The following is a 19,578-nucleotide window of genomic DNA, read 5'->3' as shown; positions in this document are numbered from 1 at the left end:
CTCCTCTTCCTTTTTGGGCGGCCCGAGCCGCCTGTGGGCCGCCCGGACCGACCCGCCCGCGGCTCCTGGGCCGAAGCGACGTCGCGGCCGGCCGCCGCGCCCCCACTCACTCCTCACTCCTCTCAGCTCGCTCCTAGCCCTTAAACCCTGAGCCCCGACCCCGCATCGGACTCAGTATGCTGACCGCCGTGAACGACACCATGCCCGACGCCGCCCCCGCGCTCGACGCCGACGCCGACCAGGAACTGGTCGCGCAGGCCGCCGCCGGCGGCGTCGCCGCCTTCGAGGCGCTGTACCGGCGCCACGCCAGCCGCGTGCACGGCGTGATCGCGCGCCTGGTCGGCTACCACGGTGCCCGCGCCGAGGACCTGACCCAGGAAGCCTTCGTCCGCGCCTGGCAGGCGCTGCCGAACTTCCGCTTCGAATCGGCCTTCGGCACCTGGCTGCACCGGCTGGCGGTCAACACCGCGCTGATGGAGCTGCGCGGCCGCCGCGGCCGTCCGTTCGAGGACAGCGACGAGGACGTGTTCGACACGATCGGCAGCGCCGATTCGGCCGGCCACGTCACCGCCCTGTCGATGGACCTGGAACGCGCCGTCGCCAGCCTGCCGCCGCGCGCCCGCGCGGTGTTGGTGCTGTACGACGTGGAAGGCTGGAAGCACGAGGAGATCGCGGCCGAACTCGGCATGGCGGTCGGCAGTTCCAAGGCGCAATTGCATCGCGCGCGCAGCCTGCTGCGCGCCCGGCTCGGAGAACAGGCATGAACGAGAACGAGCTCCACCCGCGCGGCCCCGAGCGCGCCGGCGAGGGCGAACTGCCCGATACGCTGCGCTGGCAGTTGCGCGCGCTGCGCCGCGACCAGCCGCCCGCGCGCGACCTGTGGGCCGGCATCGCCGCGCGCCTGGGCGAACAGGCCCCGGCCGGCGCCGATGGCGCCGCCGCCGCGGCCGAACCGCCGTCCGCCGGCGCAGCCGCGGCCGCCGCCCGCCCCGCGCCGGAACCGGCCGCGATCGTCGCTTTGCCGCGCCCCGCCGGCGCGCGCCGCAACTGGATGGCGCCGCTGGCCCTGGCCGCGAGCGTGGCCGCGCTCGCGGTCGGCATCGGCGCGCACTTCCATGCGCAGGGCCCGGCCGCGCCGGCCGCCGATGCGGTCGCCGGCCGTGCCGTCGCCGCCCAGACCGCCGCGCCGAGCCTGGTCCAGCGCGAAGCCCAGGGCCTGACCCTGCAATACCAGGCCGCGCTGCGCGAAGTCGAGCCGGTGTCGTCGGCCACCGTGGCGATGAAGCCGGCCTTCGACGAACTCGACCGCAACGCCGCGCTGATCCTCGATGCGCTCTCGCACGACCCCGATTCGCGGATGCTGCTGGAACAGCTGCGCCGCACCTACGCACGCCGTCTCGCGCTCGCCCAGCGCCTGGTGGCCTACACCTGATCCGAGGAGAACGCTCCGATGATGTCCGCCGCCTTCCGCCACCGCAGCGCCCTGCGCGCCTGCTCCGGCAGCCTGCTGGCCCTCGCCCTGGGCGCCGCGCTGCCGGCCTTCGCTTCCACTCCGATCAACGAAAGCCGGCCGCTCGACGGGCTCGGCAGCGTCGAGATCGACAACGTCAAGGGCTCGATCCAGGTCCGCGTCTGGGACCGTCCCGAGGTCAAGATCGAAGGCGAGCTCGGCGACGGCGTGGAGCGGCTGCAGATCGAAGGCGATCGCCAGCAGTTGTCGATCAAGGTGCGCTATCCCAACCGCGGCAGCGGCATCGGCTTCCTCGCCGGCGGCGACAAGAGCGAGCCGACCGACCTGCGCATCACCGTGCCGCTGCGCGCGAAGCTCGACATCGACGCGGTCTCGGCCGACGTCGACGTCACCGGCGTGGCCTCGCGCGAGCTCAAGATCGAAAGCGTCAGCGGCGACGTGATCGTGGCCGGCGCGCCGCGCGAGGCCGAGATCGAGAGCGTCAGCGGCGACCTGCGGCTGACCCTCAACAGCCCCAAGGTCTCGGCGCAGACGGTCAGCGGCGACCTCGACCTGCGCGGCCGCCTCAGCGGCGAGGTCTCGGTGGAGTCGGTGTCGGGACGGGTCGAACTCGCGGCGCACGAATCGCGCTTGTACAAGATTTCCGGCGAATCGGTGTCCGGCGACCTGCGCATCGACGCGGCCCTCGCCGACGGCGGCGAGATCGGCCTGAAGACGGTCAGCGGCGATGTCCGCCTGCGCTTGCCGCGCGGCCTGTCGGCGGTGGTGCGCGGGGAGAGCTTCAGCGGCGACCTGCGCGCGCCGGACGCGCAGATCCAGCGGCCCAAGCACGGCCCGGGTTCGAGCTTCGAGCAGCGCTACGGCAGCGGCGCCGGCCGGGTGCGGATGGAAACCTTCTCCGGCGATGCGAGTCTGGATCTGAACTGACCGGCGCGGGTCCGTGCGCCTGCCGCGTACGGCAGGCGCAATGACGGCGCACGGGGCCTGCGACGGGCGCGAACCGATCCGGTTCGCGCCCGTCGTCGTTTTCGCGCCGGCGCGGCGGGCGAGATCGTGCCGTACAGGCCGCCGCGCCGGGTTCGTGCGCCATGGCTACGCTCGCCGATTCGCCGATTCGCCGATTCGCCGATTCGCCGATTCGGTGGTTTGCTGGTTCGCCGCGCCGCCGCGCCGCCGCGCCGCCGCGCCGATGAGCCGATGAGCGGCCAAGCCGATCCACCGGCCGCGCCCGCTGCGCGATACGCGAAGCGCGCCCGGCGGTGTATGGTCTGGCCGATCACCATCACCCGGGGCAGGGCGCGGTCTTGAGCGAACAGGTCAACCAACTGGTCCAGGCCGCCGGCCTGGCCTCGCGCGCGGGCCGCTGGCAGGAGGCCGAGCGGCTGTGGCAGCAGGTGCGCGCGCTCGCGCCGCAGCACCCGCAGGCGCTTTACAGCCTCGGCGTCCACGCGCTGCAGCGCGGCGACGCCCAGGGCGCGATCGAACTGCTGCAGGCGGCGCATCGCGCCGCGCCGCGGGATCCGATGATCCTGCTGTCGATCGGCATGGTCGAGCGCGAACGCGGCAACCTCCAGGCCGAATCCGAGGCGATCCAGGCCGCGCTGGCGCTGGATCCGTACTTCCTCGCCGGCCTGCTGGCCAAGGCCTCGTGGCTGGAGCGCCAGGGCCAGGCGCGCGCGGCCGCGCAGGCCTGGCGCAACGCGCTGACGGTGGCGCCGCCGCAGCCGCATTGGCCGGACATGCTGCGCTCGCAGCTCGAACACGCGCAGCGTAAGGTCGAGGAATACCGCGACGAGTTCGCCGCGTTCCTGGAGCACCGCGTCGGCGGCACGCGCGAGGCGCTGGAATTCGGCGCGCGCGGGCGCTGGCAGGAAGCGGCCTCGATCATGGTCGGCCGCAGCACGCCCTACCTGTCGCAAAGCAACCAGCTGTGCGTGCCGCGGCTGCCGGCGATTCCGTTCTTCGAACGCGAACAATTCGCCTGGGCGCCCGAGCTGGAAAGCCGCACCCACGACATCCTGCGCGAGATGCGCCAGGCGCTGCGCGACGAACAGGCCGAGTTCACGCCCTACATCGAGTACCAGCCCGGCGACCCGGTCAACCAATGGCGCGAACTCAACCATTCGCGGCGCTGGAGCACCTACAAGCTGTGGAGCTACTCGCAGCCGGTCGATGCGCACCTGGCGCGCTGCCCGGCCACGCGCGCCGCGCTGGAGGCGGTGGACATGGCCGACATCGCCGACGTCTGCCCGAACGCGATGTTCTCCGCGCTGGCGCCGCACACCCACATCCCGCCGCACCACGGCGAGACCAACGCGCGCCTGGTCGCGCACCTGCCGCTGATCGTGCCGGAGAAGTGCAGCTACCGGGTCGGCTTCGAGCGCCGCGAGTGGAAGGTCGGCGAGACCCTGATCTTCGACGATTCGATCGAACACGAAGCGCGCAACGACAGCGACGACCTGCGCGTGGTGCTGATCTTCGACGTGTGGAACCCGCTGTTGTCGCTGGCCGAGCGGGCGATGGTGGACGCGATGATGGCCGCGCATCGCGAGTTCCTGGCCGGCGCGCAGCGTTGAGGGGTTAGGCGAGGGGGCGGGGGCGGTGTCGAGGCCTGAGCGGAAAGCGTCGGGGCTGAAGCCCCTCCCACAAGAGCCGCGGCGTCGCTGCGGGCGCGGGCTTCGAGCGTCGAAAGCCCGCTGGTCTCTAACCTCAAGTGCATCACCTCAGTGAGGCACTGTGAATGGGCCAGCAGTATTCACATCTGAGCGCAGAAGAGCGCGGGGCCATCATGGTCTTGATCGCCCAAGGGGCGAGCGGACGGCAAATCGCCCAGACGTTGGGTCGGGCGCAAAGCACCATCGCTCGCGAGTTGCGCCGTAATGGGTTTCGGTCCCATTCGGGGCCGCCGCTGCGCGGACGCCCCCGTTTCGATCCTGGCTACGATGCGACTCGGGCGGGCCGGCGGGCCCAGCGACTGCGGCGACGGGCGCGGGTGCGCCGCAAGCTGCGACGCGACACCGTGCTGTGGCGACGCGTGCGCTATTGGCTGGAACGGTGCTGGTCGCCGCAACAGATTGCCGACAAACTGCGCGATCTATACCCGGACCGGCCCTGGCTGCGCGTGTCGCACGAAACGATCTATACCGCGATTTATGCGATGCCGCGCGGCGAATTGCGCCGCCAGGTGACCCGTCTGCTGCGGCAGGGGCGCAAGTCCGGCCGCCGCACGCGTCAGGGAAGCGACGCCCGCGGCCATCTGCCGGATCTACCCAACATCCGCCTGCGGCCGCCGGCGGCGCATGAGCGCCTGATGCCGGGGCATTGGGAGGGCGACCTGATCGTGGGCGCGCACAATCGCTCGGCGATCGGGGTGCTGGTCTGCCGCCGCACCTTGTACGTCAAGTTGGTCAAGCTCGCCGACGCGACCGCGCACACGGTGCTGGAGGCCTTCAGCTCGGCGTTCGAAGGCGTGCCGGAAAGTTTGAAGAAGACCTTGACCTACGACCAGGGCAAGGAAATGGCATCGCATCGGCAGTTGAGCGAACGCACTGGTTTAGCGATCTACTTCGCCGACCCCCATAGCCCGTGGCAACGCGGAACCTGCGAAAACACCAACGGCTTGTTGCGGCAATACTTTCCCAAGGGCACCGATCTGTTGGTGCATTCTGCGCAGCGCCTCAAAGAGGTGGCGTGGGAAATGAACAACCGCCCCCGTCGTAGCCTGGGCAGGCGCTCGCCCGTCGAGGTGCTCTATGAGGAACTCAAAAACCCGCGGGCGCAGGGTGATGCACTTGGACCTTGACTCCGCCCCCAGTAAAAACATCGAAGGCCCAATAAAAAAGGAGGCGGGCCAAGGCCCGCCTCCAACGACTCGGAGCTTTCTATTTCTTATTAGAACCGCATCGTCAGGCCCAGGGTGTAGTAACGGCCCAGGGTGTCGTAGAACTGCGGGAAGGTGTTGCCGCTGTTGTAGGTGGTGCTGCCGATGTTGCCGCCCACGACCGGCGGCGTCTTGTCGGCCAGGTTGGTCACGGTGAAGTTGATGCGGGCGTTCCACGGCAGCTCGTACGCCATGGTCAGGTCGAAGTAGTCGTAGGCGTCGATCGAGGTGTAGGGCTTGTACCAGGTGATCGGGCCCGGCTCGACGTCGACCGAGCTCAGGTGGCGCCAGTTCAGGCCCAGCTCGAAGTCCTTGATCGACCACACCGCGCGGAAGTTCGACTTGTAGTCGTAGATGATGCCGGCGGCGACGTTGCACGAGACGCCGTAGACGCCGACGCAGTCGTGCTTGTACACCAGCGGATCGGCCTGGTAGTCGTACGAGTCGGTCTTGGTCAGGTCCAGGGCGAAGTCGATGCGGCCCCATTCGTTGGCCAGCGGAATGCCGTAGCGCACGCCCAGATCCCAGCCGTCGGTCTTGATCCGGCCCTTGTTGGAGCGGTCCAGGAACGGGCCGCGCGCGCCTTCGTTGAGCGAGCCGTCGGTGGGATGACGCGCACCGATCATCAGCTGGCACATCGGATGGTTCACGCTGAGGGTCGGGTTGAGCGCCTGGTCGTAGCAGCCGAACAGGGCGTCGCCGAGCAGCGGACGGGTGATCGCGTCCTTGATGTCGATCTTCCAGTAGTCCAGCGTGACCGAGAAGTCGTTGGTCGGCTGCCACACCAGGCCCAGGGTCTGGGTGTTGGCCTTTTCCGGGCCCAGGATCGGGTTGCCGCCGATGTAGGCGTAGGCCTGGCCGGAGTTCGGACCGTCGATGCCGTTGGCGCTGTTGAGGATCGCCGCCGGCACGCCGGTGGCGACGCACAGCGCGCCGGTGGCGCTGGTCGGACCGCCGACCTTGGCCAGCTCCGAAGCCTGGCAGGGATCGACCGCGCTGTTGTCCAGGCTGCTGGTCAGCGGCTGGAACAGCTCGTTGACGTTCGGGGCGCGGGTCGCGCGCTGGAACATGCCGCGGAAACGCAGGGTTTCGATCGGCGCCCACTCCAGGCCGTACTTGTAGCTGCCGTAGTCGACGTCGGTCTGACCCGACTTGAACTGGCTGTGGCGGTAGCCGGCTTCGAAGTTCAGCGCGTAGGCGCCGCTCTTGCCGCTGACGAGCGGAACGATCGTCTCGACATAGGCCTCGCGCAGGGTCAGGTTGCCGCGCACGTCGGGGTTGGCGCCGCCGGCGCCCTGGACCTCGTTGGGATCGCGCGACGCGGCGTCGGCCTGGTTCATCGCCTCGACCTTGCGGCCTTCCAGACCGAACGCCAGGCCGATCGGGTACTCGGCCCACGGGCTCTTGAACTCGTCGCCCAGGTCGCCGTTGACCGTGCCCGACCACACTTCCTGCTCGACCCGCTGGGTCGCGAAGGTGATCACTTCCAGGAACTTCTTGGCGCCGGTGCCGAACGAGCCTTCCGGACCCCACAGGTTGATCGGCACGCAGCCGCCGCTCGGATCGACGCAGTTGACGCCGTCGCGGGTCAGCAGCGCCTGCTGGCTGCGGGTGTAGGACAGGAAGCCGCCGTTGACGACGAGCTGGTCGGCTTCGCCGTGCGACCAGTAGGCGTCGTAGCGCCAGTTGTCGTTGATCTTGCCGCGCACGCCCAGGGTGGTCTGGAAGACCTTGTTCTGGAAGTCGGTGCTGCGGGTGCCCAGCTCGGTGGAGCGGCGCAGCACGGACGAGTTGAAGGTCGCGGCGCTGCCGACGACGCAGTCGGCGGCGGCGATGTTGAAGTTCGCGCACAACTGCTGGCGGGCCGGCTCGGGCAGCATCGGGTTGCCGATGCTGACGTCGAACCCGGCGCCGAACAGGCCGCCCGGGGCGATCTGCGAGGTCACGTCGGAACGGGTGTAGAGCACCTGCGCATAGGCTTCGGCGTGCTCGTTGAATTCGTAGCGGCCCAGCGCGGTGGCCTGCCAACGGTCCAGTTCGGTCTGGAAGTAGTTGAAGGGGTTGTAGTTGAAGCGCTGGTTGATGCCGCCGAACGCGCCGGTGGCCGGATTGAACTGCCCCATCGGGCCGATGCGGGTCGGGATGCCGACGCTCGAACCGCCCTGGCTGCCGTCGGTGGAGTCCAGGGTGAACACGCTGTACTTGCGGCCGCCCTGCAGCAGCGGATCGTTGTCGGTCTTGCCGACGCTCAGCACCACGTTGCCCTTGCCGTCGTCCAGGTTCACGCCCATGGTGACGGTGGTGTTGCGGCGGTCGGCGTCCTGCTTGCTGGACTGGCCGTAGCTGGTGTTGAGCTCGACGCCTTCGAAGTTGCGCTTGAGCACGAAATTGACGACGCCGGACACCGCGTCGGCGCCGTACACCGCCGAAGCGCCGCCGGTGACCAGATCGACGCTGTCGATCAGCGCCAGCGGGATCACGTTGGTGTCGACCACGCCGAACAGGTTGAACGGCACCACGCGGCGGCCGTCCATCAGCACCAGGGTGCGGTTGTCGCCGAGGCCGCGCAGGTTGATGGTGGCGCCGCCGTTGGCGCCGTTGTTGACGCCGGGACCGATCGCCGGAGTCGCGCCCGGCAGCACCTTGAGGAAGTCCTCGGCGGTGACCGGCTGGTTGCGGTTGATCTCTTCGCGATCGACGGTCATCACCGGGCTGTTGGTGGTGAGGCCGGGAATCGAAATATGCGAACCGGTGACCTGGATGCGATCCAGGGTCGTCGCCTCTTGAGCGGCGGCCGGCGCGGCGGGGGTTGCGCCGTCCTGAGCGTTGGCCAAGCCGATGCCGGCCAGGCTGGTAGCGCCCACGCACAACGCGAAGGTGATCGCGTCGCGCAACTTGTTGGTCTTCAGGGTCATCTCTCTCTCCAAGTGTCCTGAATGATTCGGGGGTCGGCAAAGGCGTTGGCCAGCGGGCGAAAAGGTTTGCGCCCAAATTGGCAAAGCCGGTCCGATAGTAGTCCTCCTGTTCCAGTAATTAAAGTGTCGTTAAGAACAATGACCCGCGCCGATTTGTGCTAATCGCCACGGCGGCGACGTCGAGCCGGGGGCGCGTGGCGCAACGGGAGAGAAGGCGCGGCGAACGGCGGACGCACAAAAACTACGGCCCCTTGCGGGGCCGTAGTCAAAGCGTCAGGAACCTAGAAGGCTCAGAAACGCTGGGTGTAGCGCATGTAGTAGAAGCGGCCCGGAACTTCGAACGCCGGGTCGAAGCTGTTGGCGAACGTGGTCGCCGAACCCGGCGGGTCGCGGTCGAACACGTTGTTGATGCCCACGGTCACCTTGGCGTTCCACGGCACCTGCACGTAAGCCGACAGGTCGGTGTAGGTCACGCTGGGGATGTGGTTTTCCGGATCCTTGCCTCCCGAAGTGACGCGGTTCGGGTCCGAGCACAGCAGCGGGATGTTGGCTGCGTTGGCGAGGTTAGCGCCGACGCAATCCTCGGTCTGGCTGGAGTAATAGCGCAGGTTGGCGCTGGCGCCGACCGAGCCCAGCTCCCAGTTGACCGACAGGTTCGAACGCAGACGGAAGTAGTTGTCGCGCGCCGAGCCGCCGCGGTATTCGCCTACGCGGTTCTTGCCTACGGTGATGGGATCGCTGACCGTGTAATCGGTCATGTAGGTGGAATCCCAGACCAGGCTGAGCTTGCCCCAGCTGAACTCCGGCAGTCGATAGCCGACGGTCAGATCGTAGCCTTCAACCTGAATCTCGCCGACATTGTTCGGCACAGCGAGCATGTTGGCGATTTCGCCGGTCGTCGGGTCGCGCTGGATCAACTGGCAGACATCTGCGTTTCCGCGCAGATAGCAGGTGTTGAGCATTTCCTGCGCAGTTTGGGTGTAGACGGCGTCTTCGATCTTGACCTTCCACCAGTCAAGCGAGACGTCCAGCCCGGTAGCCCAGCTCGGGCTATAGACGAAGCCCAGCGTCTTGGAGGTGGACTTTTCCGGCCCGAGGTTCGGATTGCCGCCGACCGTGGTGCGGATCTGCGGGTTGGACTGAATATAAGCCGGAGTGGTGCAGCTGGCAGGACGGGCATTGCCGGCTGCGCACGGATCGGCCACGTCTTCGAAGGTGTCGCTCACGCCCGAGAACAGTTCGCTGATCGACGGAGCGCGGAAGCCCTCCGACCAGTTGCCGCGGATCAGCAGGTCGTCGATCGGCTTCCAGCGGAAACCGAACTTGCTGTTGAGGGTGTCGCCGAAGTTGCTGTAGTCCGAGTAACGGGTGGCCAGGCTGAAGTCGAGCAGCTTGGCGCCCGGGACGTCGGCCAGCAGCGGGATCGCCAGTTCGAGGTAGGCCTCGTCCAGGTCATAGCCGCCCTGAGTGGCGGTACGGGCGTTGCCGGTGGTGTCGCCGGAGTTGATCAGGCCGTCCGGATGGTCGAAGCCCGACTCGGAGCGGTGCTCCAGGCCGAACGAGAACGCCATCGCGCCGCCCGGCAGGTCGAACAGGTCGCCGCCGATATTGGCGTAGTAGGTCTTCTGCTCGTAGCCGTACACGTCGTGCGCTTCGAAGCCGACGTAGTCGAGCATCTCGCGGGTGATGGTGCCGGCGCCGCCGAGCAGGTTCAGCGGGACGCAGCGGTCGATCGCGACGCCGTTGCTGCCGCAGCGTAGCTGGCCGTTGGCGGGATCGACGAAGCTCGGGCCGAGCGCGTTGCGCAGGGCCGAGATGTTCTGGAAGCCGCTGGTGGTGTCGGTCTGGTCGTTCTTGCCGTAGAACATGCCCGCTTCCCAGGAGAAGTTGCGGGTGCCGACGTCGAACGAGCCTTCGAACACGCCGTTGAAGGCGTAGGTCTTGACGTTCTGGTTGTAGATGCGGCCGCCGGTCTCGACGAAACGGCGCTGAATGTAATCGATGTCGCGGCCGGTCGGGTTGTAGGCGTTGTCGGCGCTGATGACGATGTTGGCGCCGTTGGTGCCCGGTGCGGCGCGGCCCAGGGTCACCGGCATCGGTGCCAGGACCTGCGTGGACTTGCGCTCGTTATAGGTCACGGTGGTGCGGAACGAAACCTTGTCGGTGATGTTCAGCGTGGCATCGCCGAAGACCGAGGTGCGCTCCTGCGGAGTAAGGAGGTAGTTGCCGGGCGCGTGATTGAAGGAGTCGGCGCCAGTGTAGGGACGGCCCGTCGCGGTACCGTTGGGAACGAAATAACCTTCGCTGCCATCCGCTCGGGTCGAGCCGTAAATCGGATTGCCGTCGTCGTCCACGCCGGTCTGGCCGTAGAAGCCGTATCGGCCGTTCGGGGTGGTCGAGCTGTTGCCCGTGCCCGGCAGCGCGCCGTAGACCGGCACGGCCGAGATCTTGCGGTCGCCCGCCCAGATCGGCTCTTCCTTCACGTAGCCGACGCCCAGCATCGCCGACCAGCGGTCGGAGCTGGAGCCGATGGTGAAGTCGTAGGCCTGACGTGTGCCGTCGCCCTTGTCGAACTGGCCGATGTAGGCGTTGGCTTCGGCGCCGTCGAAATTGCGGCGCAGGATGATGTTGACCACGCCGGCGATGGCGTCGGAGCCGTAGATCGTCGAGGCGCCGTCCTTCAGGACTTCGATGCGCTCGACCGCGGCGGTCGGGATGGTGTTCAGATCGACCGCGCCGCCCAGGCCGGTGCCGCCGACCCAACGACGGCCGTTGACCAGCACCAGGGTGCGGTCGGCGCCGAGGTTGCGCAGGTCGACGCGGGTCTCGCCGTTGCCGCCGTTGTTGTAGGTGCTGTTGAGCGCAGAACCGTTGGTGGAGATGTTCTGCAGGATGTCGCCGACCGAGGTCAGGCCCTGCTGCTCGATCTGCACGCGGGACATCGAGAAGACCGGCTGCGAGGTCTCGATGTCGGCGCGCTTGATGCGCGAGCCGGTGACTTCGACGCGGTCCAGCGTCGTCGCTTCCTTCTCGGCGTCCTGGGCGTACGCGACGCCGGTGCCGATCAAAGCGGTGCTACCCACTGCGAGCGCGAAGGTAATCGCGTCGCGGAGCTGGGTGGTCTTGAAGGTCATTTCTCTCTCTCCGAGTCTTGTCTGATGTACCCAGGGGCCTCGCCGGTGATGTCAAAAAAGACGCCAAATCCAGCAAGTTGTCCGGATCGTACCCGCACACTGGAGAAAATTAAAGTGTTGTTAATTGCCCCCGCGCGTTCATTTGTGACAGATCCGGGGGGCGGCGATCTCCCGACCAATCCGTTCCCGGGCGTATGTTCGAGAGGCAGAAATCCAACCGCAGCTTGCAGTTACGGGCGTAACCATGTGCGCCAGACGGCGCCGAGTGCGATGGAATGCCGCGCGAAGGCCAAACGCACTTCATTGTAGAAATGCGATTTTTGTCACAAAAATTTGGTAGTCAGGCCTGGGAAGCGCGCGCGGCCATGCGCCGGAGACGGCGGCAAGCGGCAGGGCGGGAGGGAATGCGGCGGGGATGCGACACGCGCGCGGCCGCGCGCGACGATCAGAGGTCTTGTTCGTAGCGGACGTAAGGCACGGTGCCTTCGTCCTTGTCGCCGTTGCCCGGCGCGAACGGGTTCTTGCCGCGGGTGACCACGTTCTCGGCGCCGACGGTGAGCTGGCCGCTCCACGGGGTGCGCCAGGTCAGGCCGACGCCCAGGCCTTCCCACTGGCCCGGCTGGCCGGGCGTGTCGACCACGCGGCCGATGATGTTGGCGCCGAAATTGCCGTAGGCGGCGCCGACGGTGATGCTCTTGCTGTTCCAGTGGTCGGCCAGGTTGGGCATCTCGCCGGCCGGAATCAGCTTGGCGCGGGCCCAGGTGCCGCCGATGGAGACCATCGCCTCGCGGCCGATGTTCTTCTGGCCGTAGACGGTGAGGGTGTTCTGGTCGACCCGGCTGGGCCGGTTGTTCGGGCTCATCCAGGCCGGCAGGGTCTCGCGGCCGTTGCCGAGGGCGACGCCGACCCGCCCGCCCGGACGGCTGAGGCTGGCCCCGGCCGAGAACTGGCGGTTGTTGCTGTGGTCGTCGTCGTCGAGCGCGGCCAGCAGGCAGTGGTTGGCGAGGTTGCCGATCGCTCCGGCCAGGCCGGACTTGCGGTCGCAGACCAGGCCCAGGCCGTCGTTGGCGTCGAGGCCGACGGTGGCGTCGAAGGTGTTGGCGCCGCTCTTCCAGCGCGCGCCGGCGCGATCGGCCGGCTCGAGCTGCAGCAGGTACTCCAGCTTGCCGTTGTTCTGGTTCCACACCGGCAAGTAAGTGGTGTCGCGCTTGGCCTGCGCATGCGCGCCCGCCGCCACGCCTAGGGCGAGGGTCAGGGCAAGCGGCAAATGGCGCAGGAGCTTGGACATCGCTGAGAAGTGTGCGGCGCGGACCGTCGTTGACCGTCGTTAAGACCGAATGAAGCCGGTCGAGTTCCCCGGAATTACGAATCGACTATAGAGGGTTTATGTTTATTTAACAATCAGAAAACGGTCCCAGATCGGTGCGGCCGGGACCGTTCAGGCGACCGCCGGTCGGGTGGCCGGGCGGGTCATTGGACCCGCTGCGGCGCCTCCAGTTCGGCCGCGGCGGCGGCGAACAGGCCGGCCACCTGGTCGGGGTCGAAACGGTAGCTCTGGCCGCAGAACTCGCAGCGGATCTGCGCTTCGCCGCCGGCCGCCTCGACCGCGGCCTCGGCTTCCTCGCGGCCCAGCGAGACCAGCATCGCCTCGACCCGCTCGCGCGAGCACGAGCAGGCGAACGACAGCGACTTGCCGCCGAGCGACTGCACGCCGTCTTCGTGGAACAGCCGGTGCAGCAGCGCGTCGGCGGGCAGTTCCAGCAGTTCGGCCTGGCCCAGGGTGTCGAACAAGGCGCCGACCCGGGTCCAGCCGTCCTCGTCGCCGCCGTCGCCGGGCAGCTTCTGCAGCATCAATCCGGCGGCGCGGTCGCCGTCGGCGGCCAGCAGCAGCCGCGTGGGCAGCTGTTCGGACTGGCGGAAATAGCCTTCGAAGGCGCCGGCCAGGGAGTCGGATTCCAGCGCCACCAGGCCCTGGTAGCGGATCGGGTCGCGGCCGCCGGCGCTGGGGTTCTCGATGGTGATCGCCAGCACCGCGTTGGCGCCGAGCTGGCGCAGGTCGCGCGAGACTTCGCCGCCTTCCTCGGCCAGTTGGACGATGCCACGCAGGGTGCCGGCGGCGGTGCATTCGGCGAACAGGGTGCGCAGCGCGCCTTCGCCGCGCAGCTGCACCGACAGCCGGCCGTCGACCTTGGCGTGGCCGGTGAACAAGGCCGCCGCCGCGGCGGCTTCGCCGAGCAGTTCGGCGGCGGCCTGCGGGTAGTGCGCGCGTTCGCGGATCTGCTGCCAGGCCTGGTCCAGGCGCACGTGCACGCCGCGCACGCCGGCGTCCTCGATCAGGAAGCGGGTGAGGCGGTCGTGGCCGTCGGGCCGGGCGGTGGAGGCGGAGTCGGTCATCGTCGTCGTACTCTGTGAAAGGCATGCGGCGCACGCCGCGAGCGCCGCGCCGGGGATGCGCCGGGCGCGGCTTGGCGGATAATGCGCACGTTCCTGTGAACGGGGGGATGCAAGGCAATGCGGTTGCGACCGGTGCGAGCGAGGCCGACACGGGCAGACCGTCCTGCGCCAAGAGTGGGGACGCGGATGCGCCGGTGCAAGGTTTGAACATGAAGGCTGCCGGCCCGGCCGCCGCCGCGTCGCCGTCCGCGGCCGTACCGCCGCCCCGGCGCGCGCGGCGCTGGCTGCGCTGGCTGATCGCGCTGCCGTTCCTGTTCGTGCTGGCCTCGGCGCTGCAGGTGGCGGTGCTGCGCTTCGTCGATCCGCCGTTCTCGGCGTTCATGCTGATCCGCCAGGGCCAGGCCTGGGGCGGCGGCGATTTCGGCTTCCGCCTGGCCTACGACTGGCGCGACCTGGACGAGATCTCGCCGAACCTGCCGGTGGCGGTGGTGGCCTCGGAGGACCAGCGCTTCGCCGAGCACTTCGGCTTCGACCTGCGCGCGATCGAGAAGGCGCGCAAGAACAACGAGCGCGGGCGCCGGGTCCGCGGCGGCAGCACGGTCAGCCAGCAGACCGCCAAGAACCTGTTCCTGTGGGCCGGACGCAGCTGGGTGCGCAAGGGCCTGGAGGCCTGGTACACGCTGCTGATCGAGACGATGTGGTCGAAGCGCCGGATCATCGAGGTCTACGTCAACGTCGCCGAATTCGGCGACGGCGTGTACGGCGCGCAGGCCGCGGCGCGCACCTACTACCGCAAGGACGCCGCCCGGCTCGCGCCGGCCGAGGCCGCGCGCATGGTCGCGGTGCTGCCCAATCCCAAGCGCTACAGCATCGTCAAGCCGGGGCCTTACGTGCAGCGGCGCACCAACGCGATCCAGCGGCAGATGCGCAACATCGGCGGCAGCGGCTACCTCAAGCAGATCGAATGAGCGCGGCGGCGCGAGTGCGCGCCGGCGAATCGAACGAACGGGAAACCGACGGGTCCGGCCTCGGGCGACTGCGTAATCCGGTGGCCGACTCGGGCCGACGACACCGGCCGATGCGAGCAGACACGGGGCGACACGGGCCGATGCGGGCCGACATGGCCTGAGGCGGGCCGACATGGCCTGAGGCGGGCCGACACGCGCCGGCGCCCGTGCCCGCGCCGGCCGCCGTCGTTACTATGCGCGGCATGAACCGCGAACGCGTCACCGTCGTCCTGGCCGCCTTCGACGAAGCGCAGAGCCTGCCCCTGCTGCAGCCGCGCATCGCCGCCGCGCTCGACGCGCTGGCCGCCGACGGCGTCGACGGCCAGGTGCTGTACGTCGACGACGGCAGCCGCGATGCCACCTGGGCGATCCTGCAGGGCTTCGCCGCGGCCGATCCGCGCGTGGGCCTGCTGCGGCTGTCGCGCAATTTCGGCAAGGAAGCGGCGCTGACCGCCGGGCTGGACCTGGTCGAGACCGGCGCGGCGCTGATCCTGGACGCCGACGGCCAGGACCCGCCGGAGTTGATCCCGCAGTTCGTGGCCAAGTGGCGCGAAGGCTACGACGACGTCTACGGCACCCGCCTGGAGCGCGAAGGCGAGGGCTGGTTCAAGCGCTCCAGCGCGCACGCTTTCTACCGGGTGATCGGGCGGCTCTCGCGCACCCCGATCCCGGCCGACACCGGCGACTTCCGCCTGCTCTCGCCGCGCGCGCTGGCGGCGCTGCGGCAGTTGCGCGAGCGCCATCGGTTCATGAAGGGCCTGTTCGGCTGGGTCGGCTACAACCGGATCGGCTTGCCGTATCACCGCGGCGCGCGCGCGGCCGGGCGCAGCAAGTTCAATTTCTGGCGGTTGTGGAACCTGGCCCTGGAGGGCATCACCAGCTTTTCCACCGCGCCGTTGCGGCTGGCGACCTACCTGGGCCTGGCCACGGCGGCGCTGGCGTTCGCCTTCGCGCTCAAGGTGGTGCTCAAGGCGCTGTTGTTCGGCGATCCGGTGCAGGGCTGGCCGACGATGATGGCGGTGATCCTGTTCCTGGGCGGGGTGCAGCTGATCGCGCTGGGGCTGATCGGCGAATACCTGGGGCGGCTGTACGAGGAATCCAAGCAGCGGCCTTTATATCTTGTCGACACCTTCCGGCCGGCTGCGGGAGTATCCTCGGGCCAGACCCCGCTTTCTACGTTCCCCACGCTCGCGCAAGGAGACGGCCGTGCGCACAGTAAGGCAGCTGTTGGAGACGAAAGCCCCTGAGGTCATCGCGATCGGCCCGGACGCGCCGGTGATCGACGCGATCCGGCTGATGGCGGAAAAACGCATCGGCGCGGTGCTGGTGATGGACGGCGCGCGGCTGGCCGGGATCCTGTCCGAGCGCGACTACGCGCGCAAGATCGTGCTGCAGGGACGCTCGTCGGCGGACACGCCGGTGCGCGACATCATGACCGCGCAGGTCATCAGCGTCGGGCTCGGCGACACCGCCGAGCGCTGCATGCAGTTGGTCACCGACAAGCGCATCCGCCACCTGCCGGTGCTGGAAGACGGCCAGGTGGTCGGCGTGGTGTCGATCGGCGATCTGGTCAAGGCGGTGATCGAGGACCAGCGGGTCGAGCTGGATCAGTTGCAGCGCTATATCGCCAGCTGATCGGCGTTGCCGGCAATGCCGCGCGCCGCCCGGCGCGGAATCGCGCGCGGCCGGGCGAGTTGATGGCGGTTCGCGTGGCGTGCGCGTCGATGCCGCGGGCGTCGGTGTCGCGTCTGGCGCATTGGACGATTCGACATCGCAGGTTCGACATCGCACGCGCCGATGAAGCCGGCGCGCTGGGCCGTCGTGCGGGCTGGGCGCACCGAATTTCCCGTGCCGGCCGCACGGCTGTTATCGTCGGGCCTCTTTCGTAGGGATACGCAGCTCGATGAATGGATTCCGTTCGCTCCGTCCGCATGGCGCCGTGGTTGCAGGCGCGCTGGCCTTGACGCTTTCGCTGGCCGCCTGCGACCGCGCCGCGCCGCCCGCCGAGGAAACAGCGCCCGTCGCCGCGGCGCCGGCCGCGCCGCCGGACCTGACCCAGGGCCCGGCCACGGCCACGATTTCGGCCGACGGCCGCACGCTCTCGGTCGGCGTTCCCGAGCGCAGCCTCGAGGAGACCGCAGCCAAATTCTTCAACCAGCGCGCGGACCGGTTCGACAGCGTCGCGATCCTCGCCCAGGGCAAGCGCGACGACGTCTACCAGGTGTTGGTGCGCGCCGAGGCGGCGAGCGATCCCAAGCGCGACGGCGGGCGTTGCCGCGACGGCCGCGAGGTGAAGCTGCGGCACCTGGAATTCGATCTGAGTTCGATGTCGATGACCTCCAGCCAGGACCTCGAATCCTGCCTGCGTCGGCTGCGCGTGGTCGCGCAGCGGCGCTTGGCCGACGGCGGTTTCGAGTACGACCTGGAAGAGGTCGACGCCGACGGCGATCCCAGTTCGATGTATCTGCGCTACGACGGCAAGGATTACGGCCGCCCCGCCGCGCACTGAGCGAACAGCGGCCGTTGCGCGCTCGCGGCGCGCTCGGTCGCGTCCGGCCTGTCGCATCGATCAGGGCGCGGTTCGCGGCCGCGCCTCCGCGTTTGGTTCGCGCCCCGCGCTCAATTCACCACGTGCCCGGCGCAGCCGGTGTCCTTGCCCGGGCCCAATTCCAGCGTCGCCAGCAGCGCCGCCGGCGGCGCGATCGCGCCGAGCGCCAGCGCGGCCGCGCCGCGCAGGCCCAGGCGCTTGTAGTCGGGCCGCGCGTTGGGATTCTTGAACGAGCCGGTCACCAGCAGCGGCGTGCGCAGCGCCAGCAGGCTGCGGTCCTTGGGGCGCGGGCGGATCGTCAGATCGAGCTTTTCCTGGTTCAGATCGATGGTGCCGCTGCCGACCAGCACGGTGTCGCTGGTGTCGAAGGCCAGCGACTTGGCCGTCATCACCCCGTCCTTGACCGCGAAGTCGCCGAAGCCGCAGCGGATCGGGATCTTGTGGTCGCCGGTGAGCTTGAACTTGAGGATCTCGGCCACGTCGATGCCGGTGAACTCCATCAGCAGATTGCTGATCTGGCCCTGGCCCATGCCGACGGCGACGCTGCCGTCGCTGCCGCCGAGCATCTTGGCGATCGAGTTGCCGCTGCCGGCCAGGGCGATGCGGCCGCCGACCTTGCCGATCGCGTCCTGGCCCAGCTTGACCCCCGGCATCAGCTTGGCCAAGTCGAGGCGGCGGGCCTGGATGTCGCCGCGGGTGCGCAAGGTGGCCGCGCGCGCGTCCATGGTGATGGTGGAGCGGATGTCGCCGCCGGCGACGCCGAAGTTCAGCGGATCGAGCTTGAGCACACCGTTTTCCAGCAGCAGGTGCGCCTGCATATCGTCGAGCGGCCAGCCCGGCGCTTCGATGCGCGCGGCCTTGAGCTTCACGTCGGCGTCCATCGAACGCAGCTTTTCCAGGTGGTAAGGCGTGTCGGGCAGCAGCCGCGCGCTGGCGTCCTGGCGCGCGTGCTGCGCGGCCAGTTCGGGGTTGGTGCTTTCGCCGCGGCCCTGCTCGGGCGCGGCGCCGACGAAGCCGGCCAGGTCGTCGAAATCCAGGCGCCTGGAGGTCAGGTCGGCGCGCAGATAGGGGCGTTGGCCGGCGGTGTCGACGCTGGCGTTGCCGGCGAGGTCGCTGTCGCCGACCTTGCCGGTGAAGCCGTCGTAGCGCCACAGCGCGCCGGCGCGGCGCAGGCGGCCGTCGAGCGCGTACGGCGGGGTCGGCGGGATCGCCACGCCGATCAGCGGATACAGGTCGGCGAGGTTCTTGCCGCTGAGCGCGAACTGCAGGTCGAAGTCGCGCAGGTGGAAGGGATCGACCAGTTCGCCGCGGGCGTGGGCGCGGGTGGCGCCGGCGGCGGCGCGCAGATTGATGCGGTAGGGATTGACCGTGTCGCGCAGTTCCAGCGGCGATTCGGCGCGGCCTTGCAGGGTGAAGGGATTGCCCTTCCAGCGGCCCTTGCCGGCGACGTCCACCGGCGGCGCGGCGTCTTCGCGCTTGGGTTCGCGGCTGGCGATGTCCAGGCGGATGTCGGTCTTGCCGGCGGGGTCGATGAACTCCAGGCGGCCGTCGTCGATCCAGATGCGGCGGAACTTCGGCAGCTCGCCGCCGCCGCTGCCGAACACCCAGTTGCCGCCGTGCTCGCGGTCGCTCTGCAGGTACACGCGCGGCTGGCTCAGGCGGATGTCGGGGATGCGGATCTCACCCTTGAGCAACGGCCAGAACTCGATCGCCAGTTCCAGCCGCTGGGCGCTGGCCATGCTCGGCGCTTTACCCCAGGGCGCGTTGGCGAAGCTCAGCGCGTCGGCGCGGATCACCGGCACCCGGCCCAGGTCGACGTCGAGATTGCCGCCGATCTGCAGCTTGCGCCCGGTGCGCGCCTCGACCTGGCGTTCGATCGGGCCCTTGAACCAGTTCCAGTCCCATAGCGCGATCAGGATCGCGACGGCCGCGGCCAGCAGGCCGAGCGCGCTGAGCCAGGGATGGCGGCGGGGCCAGGCGCGCGCCGGCGCGGGCGTGCCGGAATGGGGCGGGCCGGCGTCGGCTGCAGCGGTGGATTCGGGCGGTCGGAGGTCGGGAGAGTTCATCGCGGGAAGGCGCGAGCCGGCGGCGATGCAGGTCGGAGCTGGCGCCGCGGCCGGTGTCGGCCGGGTTTCGTCAGTCCGGGAGCCGGCCCATGCGTCGGGGCCTGTTCGCTACGTTGGCCCCACCATCGCCACGGGCCGGTAAAGCGAAGGTGAATGCGCGGTG

General features: G+C 69.1%; 14 protein-coding genes. 9 read left to right on the top strand and 5 right to left on the bottom strand.

Annotation, left to right across the window (positions count from 1 at the left end):
• Positions 1 to 176 precede the first annotated feature (176 nt).
• The 5 genes from JHW41_RS19345 (at position 177) to JHW41_RS19325 (ending at position 5,273) form a co-directional block, all read left to right on the top strand.
• Positions 177 to 764, top strand: a complete 588-nt coding sequence (locus tag JHW41_RS19345) for an RNA polymerase sigma factor (RefSeq protein WP_057946524.1) — start codon at positions 177 to 179, stop codon at positions 762 to 764.
• Positions 761 to 1,432 (top strand): hypothetical protein, encoded by a 672-nt coding sequence (locus JHW41_RS19340; RefSeq protein WP_250444787.1) that lies wholly within the window; start codon positions 761 to 763, stop codon positions 1,430 to 1,432. The genes JHW41_RS19345 and JHW41_RS19340 overlap by 4 nt, the downstream gene beginning before the upstream one ends.
• A gap of 18 nt (positions 1,433 to 1,450) precedes the next feature.
• Positions 1,451 to 2,398 carry a DUF4097 family beta strand repeat-containing protein gene (locus JHW41_RS19335; RefSeq protein WP_057946526.1) on the top strand — a complete coding sequence of 316 codons (948 nt, stop codon included), beginning with the start codon at positions 1,451 to 1,453 and terminating at the stop codon, positions 2,396 to 2,398.
• A gap of 377 nt (positions 2,399 to 2,775) precedes the next feature.
• A complete protein-coding gene (locus JHW41_RS19330) occupies positions 2,776 to 4,047 on the top strand; it encodes an aspartyl/asparaginyl beta-hydroxylase domain-containing protein (protein WP_231783956.1) in 1,272 nt (423 codons plus the stop codon).
• Between the two features lie 164 nt (positions 4,048 to 4,211).
• Positions 4,212 to 5,273 (top strand): IS30 family transposase, encoded by a 1,062-nt coding sequence (locus JHW41_RS19325; protein WP_250444785.1) that lies wholly within the window; start codon positions 4,212 to 4,214, stop codon positions 5,271 to 5,273.
• 89 nt (positions 5,274 to 5,362) lie between these two features.
• On the opposite strand, the gene JHW41_RS19320 is transcribed toward JHW41_RS19325, so the two are convergent.
• The 4 genes from JHW41_RS19320 to JHW41_RS19305 form a co-directional block, all read right to left on the bottom strand.
• On the bottom strand, positions 5,363 to 8,266 hold the full coding sequence (locus JHW41_RS19320) for a TonB-dependent receptor domain-containing protein (RefSeq protein ID WP_078995984.1): 2,904 nt from the start codon (positions 8,264 to 8,266) through the stop codon (positions 5,363 to 5,365).
• A gap of 290 nt (positions 8,267 to 8,556) precedes the next feature.
• Positions 8,557 to 11,400, bottom strand: coding sequence for a TonB-dependent receptor (locus JHW41_RS19315; protein ID WP_250444783.1), 2,844 nt, complete (start codon positions 11,398 to 11,400; stop codon positions 8,557 to 8,559).
• A gap of 445 nt (positions 11,401 to 11,845) precedes the next feature.
• Positions 11,846 to 12,688 carry a hypothetical protein gene (locus JHW41_RS19310; protein WP_057946530.1) on the bottom strand — a complete coding sequence of 281 codons (843 nt, stop codon included), beginning with the start codon at positions 12,686 to 12,688 and terminating at the stop codon, positions 11,846 to 11,848.
• A gap of 182 nt (positions 12,689 to 12,870) precedes the next feature.
• Positions 12,871 to 13,794, bottom strand: coding sequence for an Hsp33 family molecular chaperone HslO (locus tag JHW41_RS19305; RefSeq protein WP_250444781.1), 924 nt, complete (start codon positions 13,792 to 13,794; stop codon positions 12,871 to 12,873).
• Between the two features lie 209 nt (positions 13,795 to 14,003).
• On the opposite strand from JHW41_RS19305, the gene mtgA reads away from it, so the two are divergent.
• The 4 genes from mtgA (at position 14,004) to JHW41_RS19285 (ending at position 17,310) form a co-directional block, all read left to right on the top strand.
• Positions 14,004 to 14,762 carry a monofunctional biosynthetic peptidoglycan transglycosylase gene (mtgA, locus tag JHW41_RS19300; protein WP_250444779.1) on the top strand — a complete coding sequence of 253 codons (759 nt, stop codon included), beginning with the start codon at positions 14,004 to 14,006 and terminating at the stop codon, positions 14,760 to 14,762.
• Between the two features lie 242 nt (positions 14,763 to 15,004).
• Positions 15,005 to 16,048 (top strand): glycosyltransferase family 2 protein, encoded by a 1,044-nt coding sequence (locus JHW41_RS19295; protein ID WP_078995988.1) that lies wholly within the window; start codon positions 15,005 to 15,007, stop codon positions 16,046 to 16,048.
• Positions 16,008 to 16,436, top strand: a complete 429-nt coding sequence (locus tag JHW41_RS19290) for a CBS domain-containing protein (protein ID WP_057949983.1) — start codon at positions 16,008 to 16,010, stop codon at positions 16,434 to 16,436. The genes JHW41_RS19295 and JHW41_RS19290 overlap by 41 nt, the downstream gene beginning before the upstream one ends.
• Before the next feature lie 325 nt (positions 16,437 to 16,761).
• Positions 16,762 to 17,310, top strand: coding sequence for a hypothetical protein (locus tag JHW41_RS19285; protein WP_250444777.1), 549 nt, complete (start codon positions 16,762 to 16,764; stop codon positions 17,308 to 17,310).
• Between the two features lie 110 nt (positions 17,311 to 17,420).
• On the opposite strand, the gene JHW41_RS19280 is transcribed toward JHW41_RS19285, so the two are convergent.
• The gene (locus tag JHW41_RS19280; protein ID WP_250444776.1) at positions 17,421 to 19,415 is read right to left on the bottom strand and encodes an AsmA family protein; all 1,995 of its coding nucleotides are present in this window, start codon (positions 19,413 to 19,415) and stop codon (positions 17,421 to 17,423) included.
• Positions 19,416 to 19,578: the final 163 nt, after the last annotated feature.

It is taken from the genome of Lysobacter enzymogenes, assembly GCF_023617245.1.
In the GTDB taxonomy this organism is placed as follows: domain Bacteria; phylum Pseudomonadota; class Gammaproteobacteria; order Xanthomonadales; family Xanthomonadaceae; genus Lysobacter; species Lysobacter yananisis.
The sequence above is the reverse complement of the archived record's forward strand: the minus strand, read 5'-3'. Positions and strand labels throughout refer to the sequence as shown.

Excerpts from the sequence above, each read along its gene's own strand:
- JHW41_RS19345 (WP_057946524.1), top strand. The coding sequence starts at position 177 with ATGCTGACCGCCGTGAACGACACCATGCCCGACGCCGCCCCCGCGCTC.
- JHW41_RS19280 (WP_250444776.1), bottom strand. The coding sequence starts at position 19,415 with ATGAACTCTCCCGACCTCCGACCGCCCGAATCCACCGCTGCAGCCGAC.
- mtgA (WP_250444779.1), top strand. The coding sequence starts at position 14,004 with ATGAAGGCTGCCGGCCCGGCCGCCGCCGCGTCGCCGTCCGCGGCCGTA.
- JHW41_RS19320 (WP_078995984.1), bottom strand. The coding sequence starts at position 8,266 with ATGACCCTGAAGACCAACAAGTTGCGCGACGCGATCACCTTCGCGTTG.
- JHW41_RS19335 (WP_057946526.1), top strand. The coding sequence starts at position 1,451 with ATGATGTCCGCCGCCTTCCGCCACCGCAGCGCCCTGCGCGCCTGCTCC.
- JHW41_RS19325 (WP_250444785.1), top strand. The coding sequence starts at position 4,212 with ATGGGCCAGCAGTATTCACATCTGAGCGCAGAAGAGCGCGGGGCCATC.
- JHW41_RS19340 (WP_250444787.1), top strand. The coding sequence starts at position 761 with ATGAACGAGAACGAGCTCCACCCGCGCGGCCCCGAGCGCGCCGGCGAG.
- JHW41_RS19315 (WP_250444783.1), bottom strand. The coding sequence starts at position 11,400 with ATGACCTTCAAGACCACCCAGCTCCGCGACGCGATTACCTTCGCGCTC.
- JHW41_RS19305 (WP_250444781.1), bottom strand. The coding sequence starts at position 13,794 with ATGACCGACTCCGCCTCCACCGCCCGGCCCGACGGCCACGACCGCCTC.
- JHW41_RS19295 (WP_078995988.1), top strand. The coding sequence starts at position 15,005 with ATGAACCGCGAACGCGTCACCGTCGTCCTGGCCGCCTTCGACGAAGCG.
- JHW41_RS19310 (WP_057946530.1), bottom strand. The coding sequence starts at position 12,688 with ATGTCCAAGCTCCTGCGCCATTTGCCGCTTGCCCTGACCCTCGCCCTA.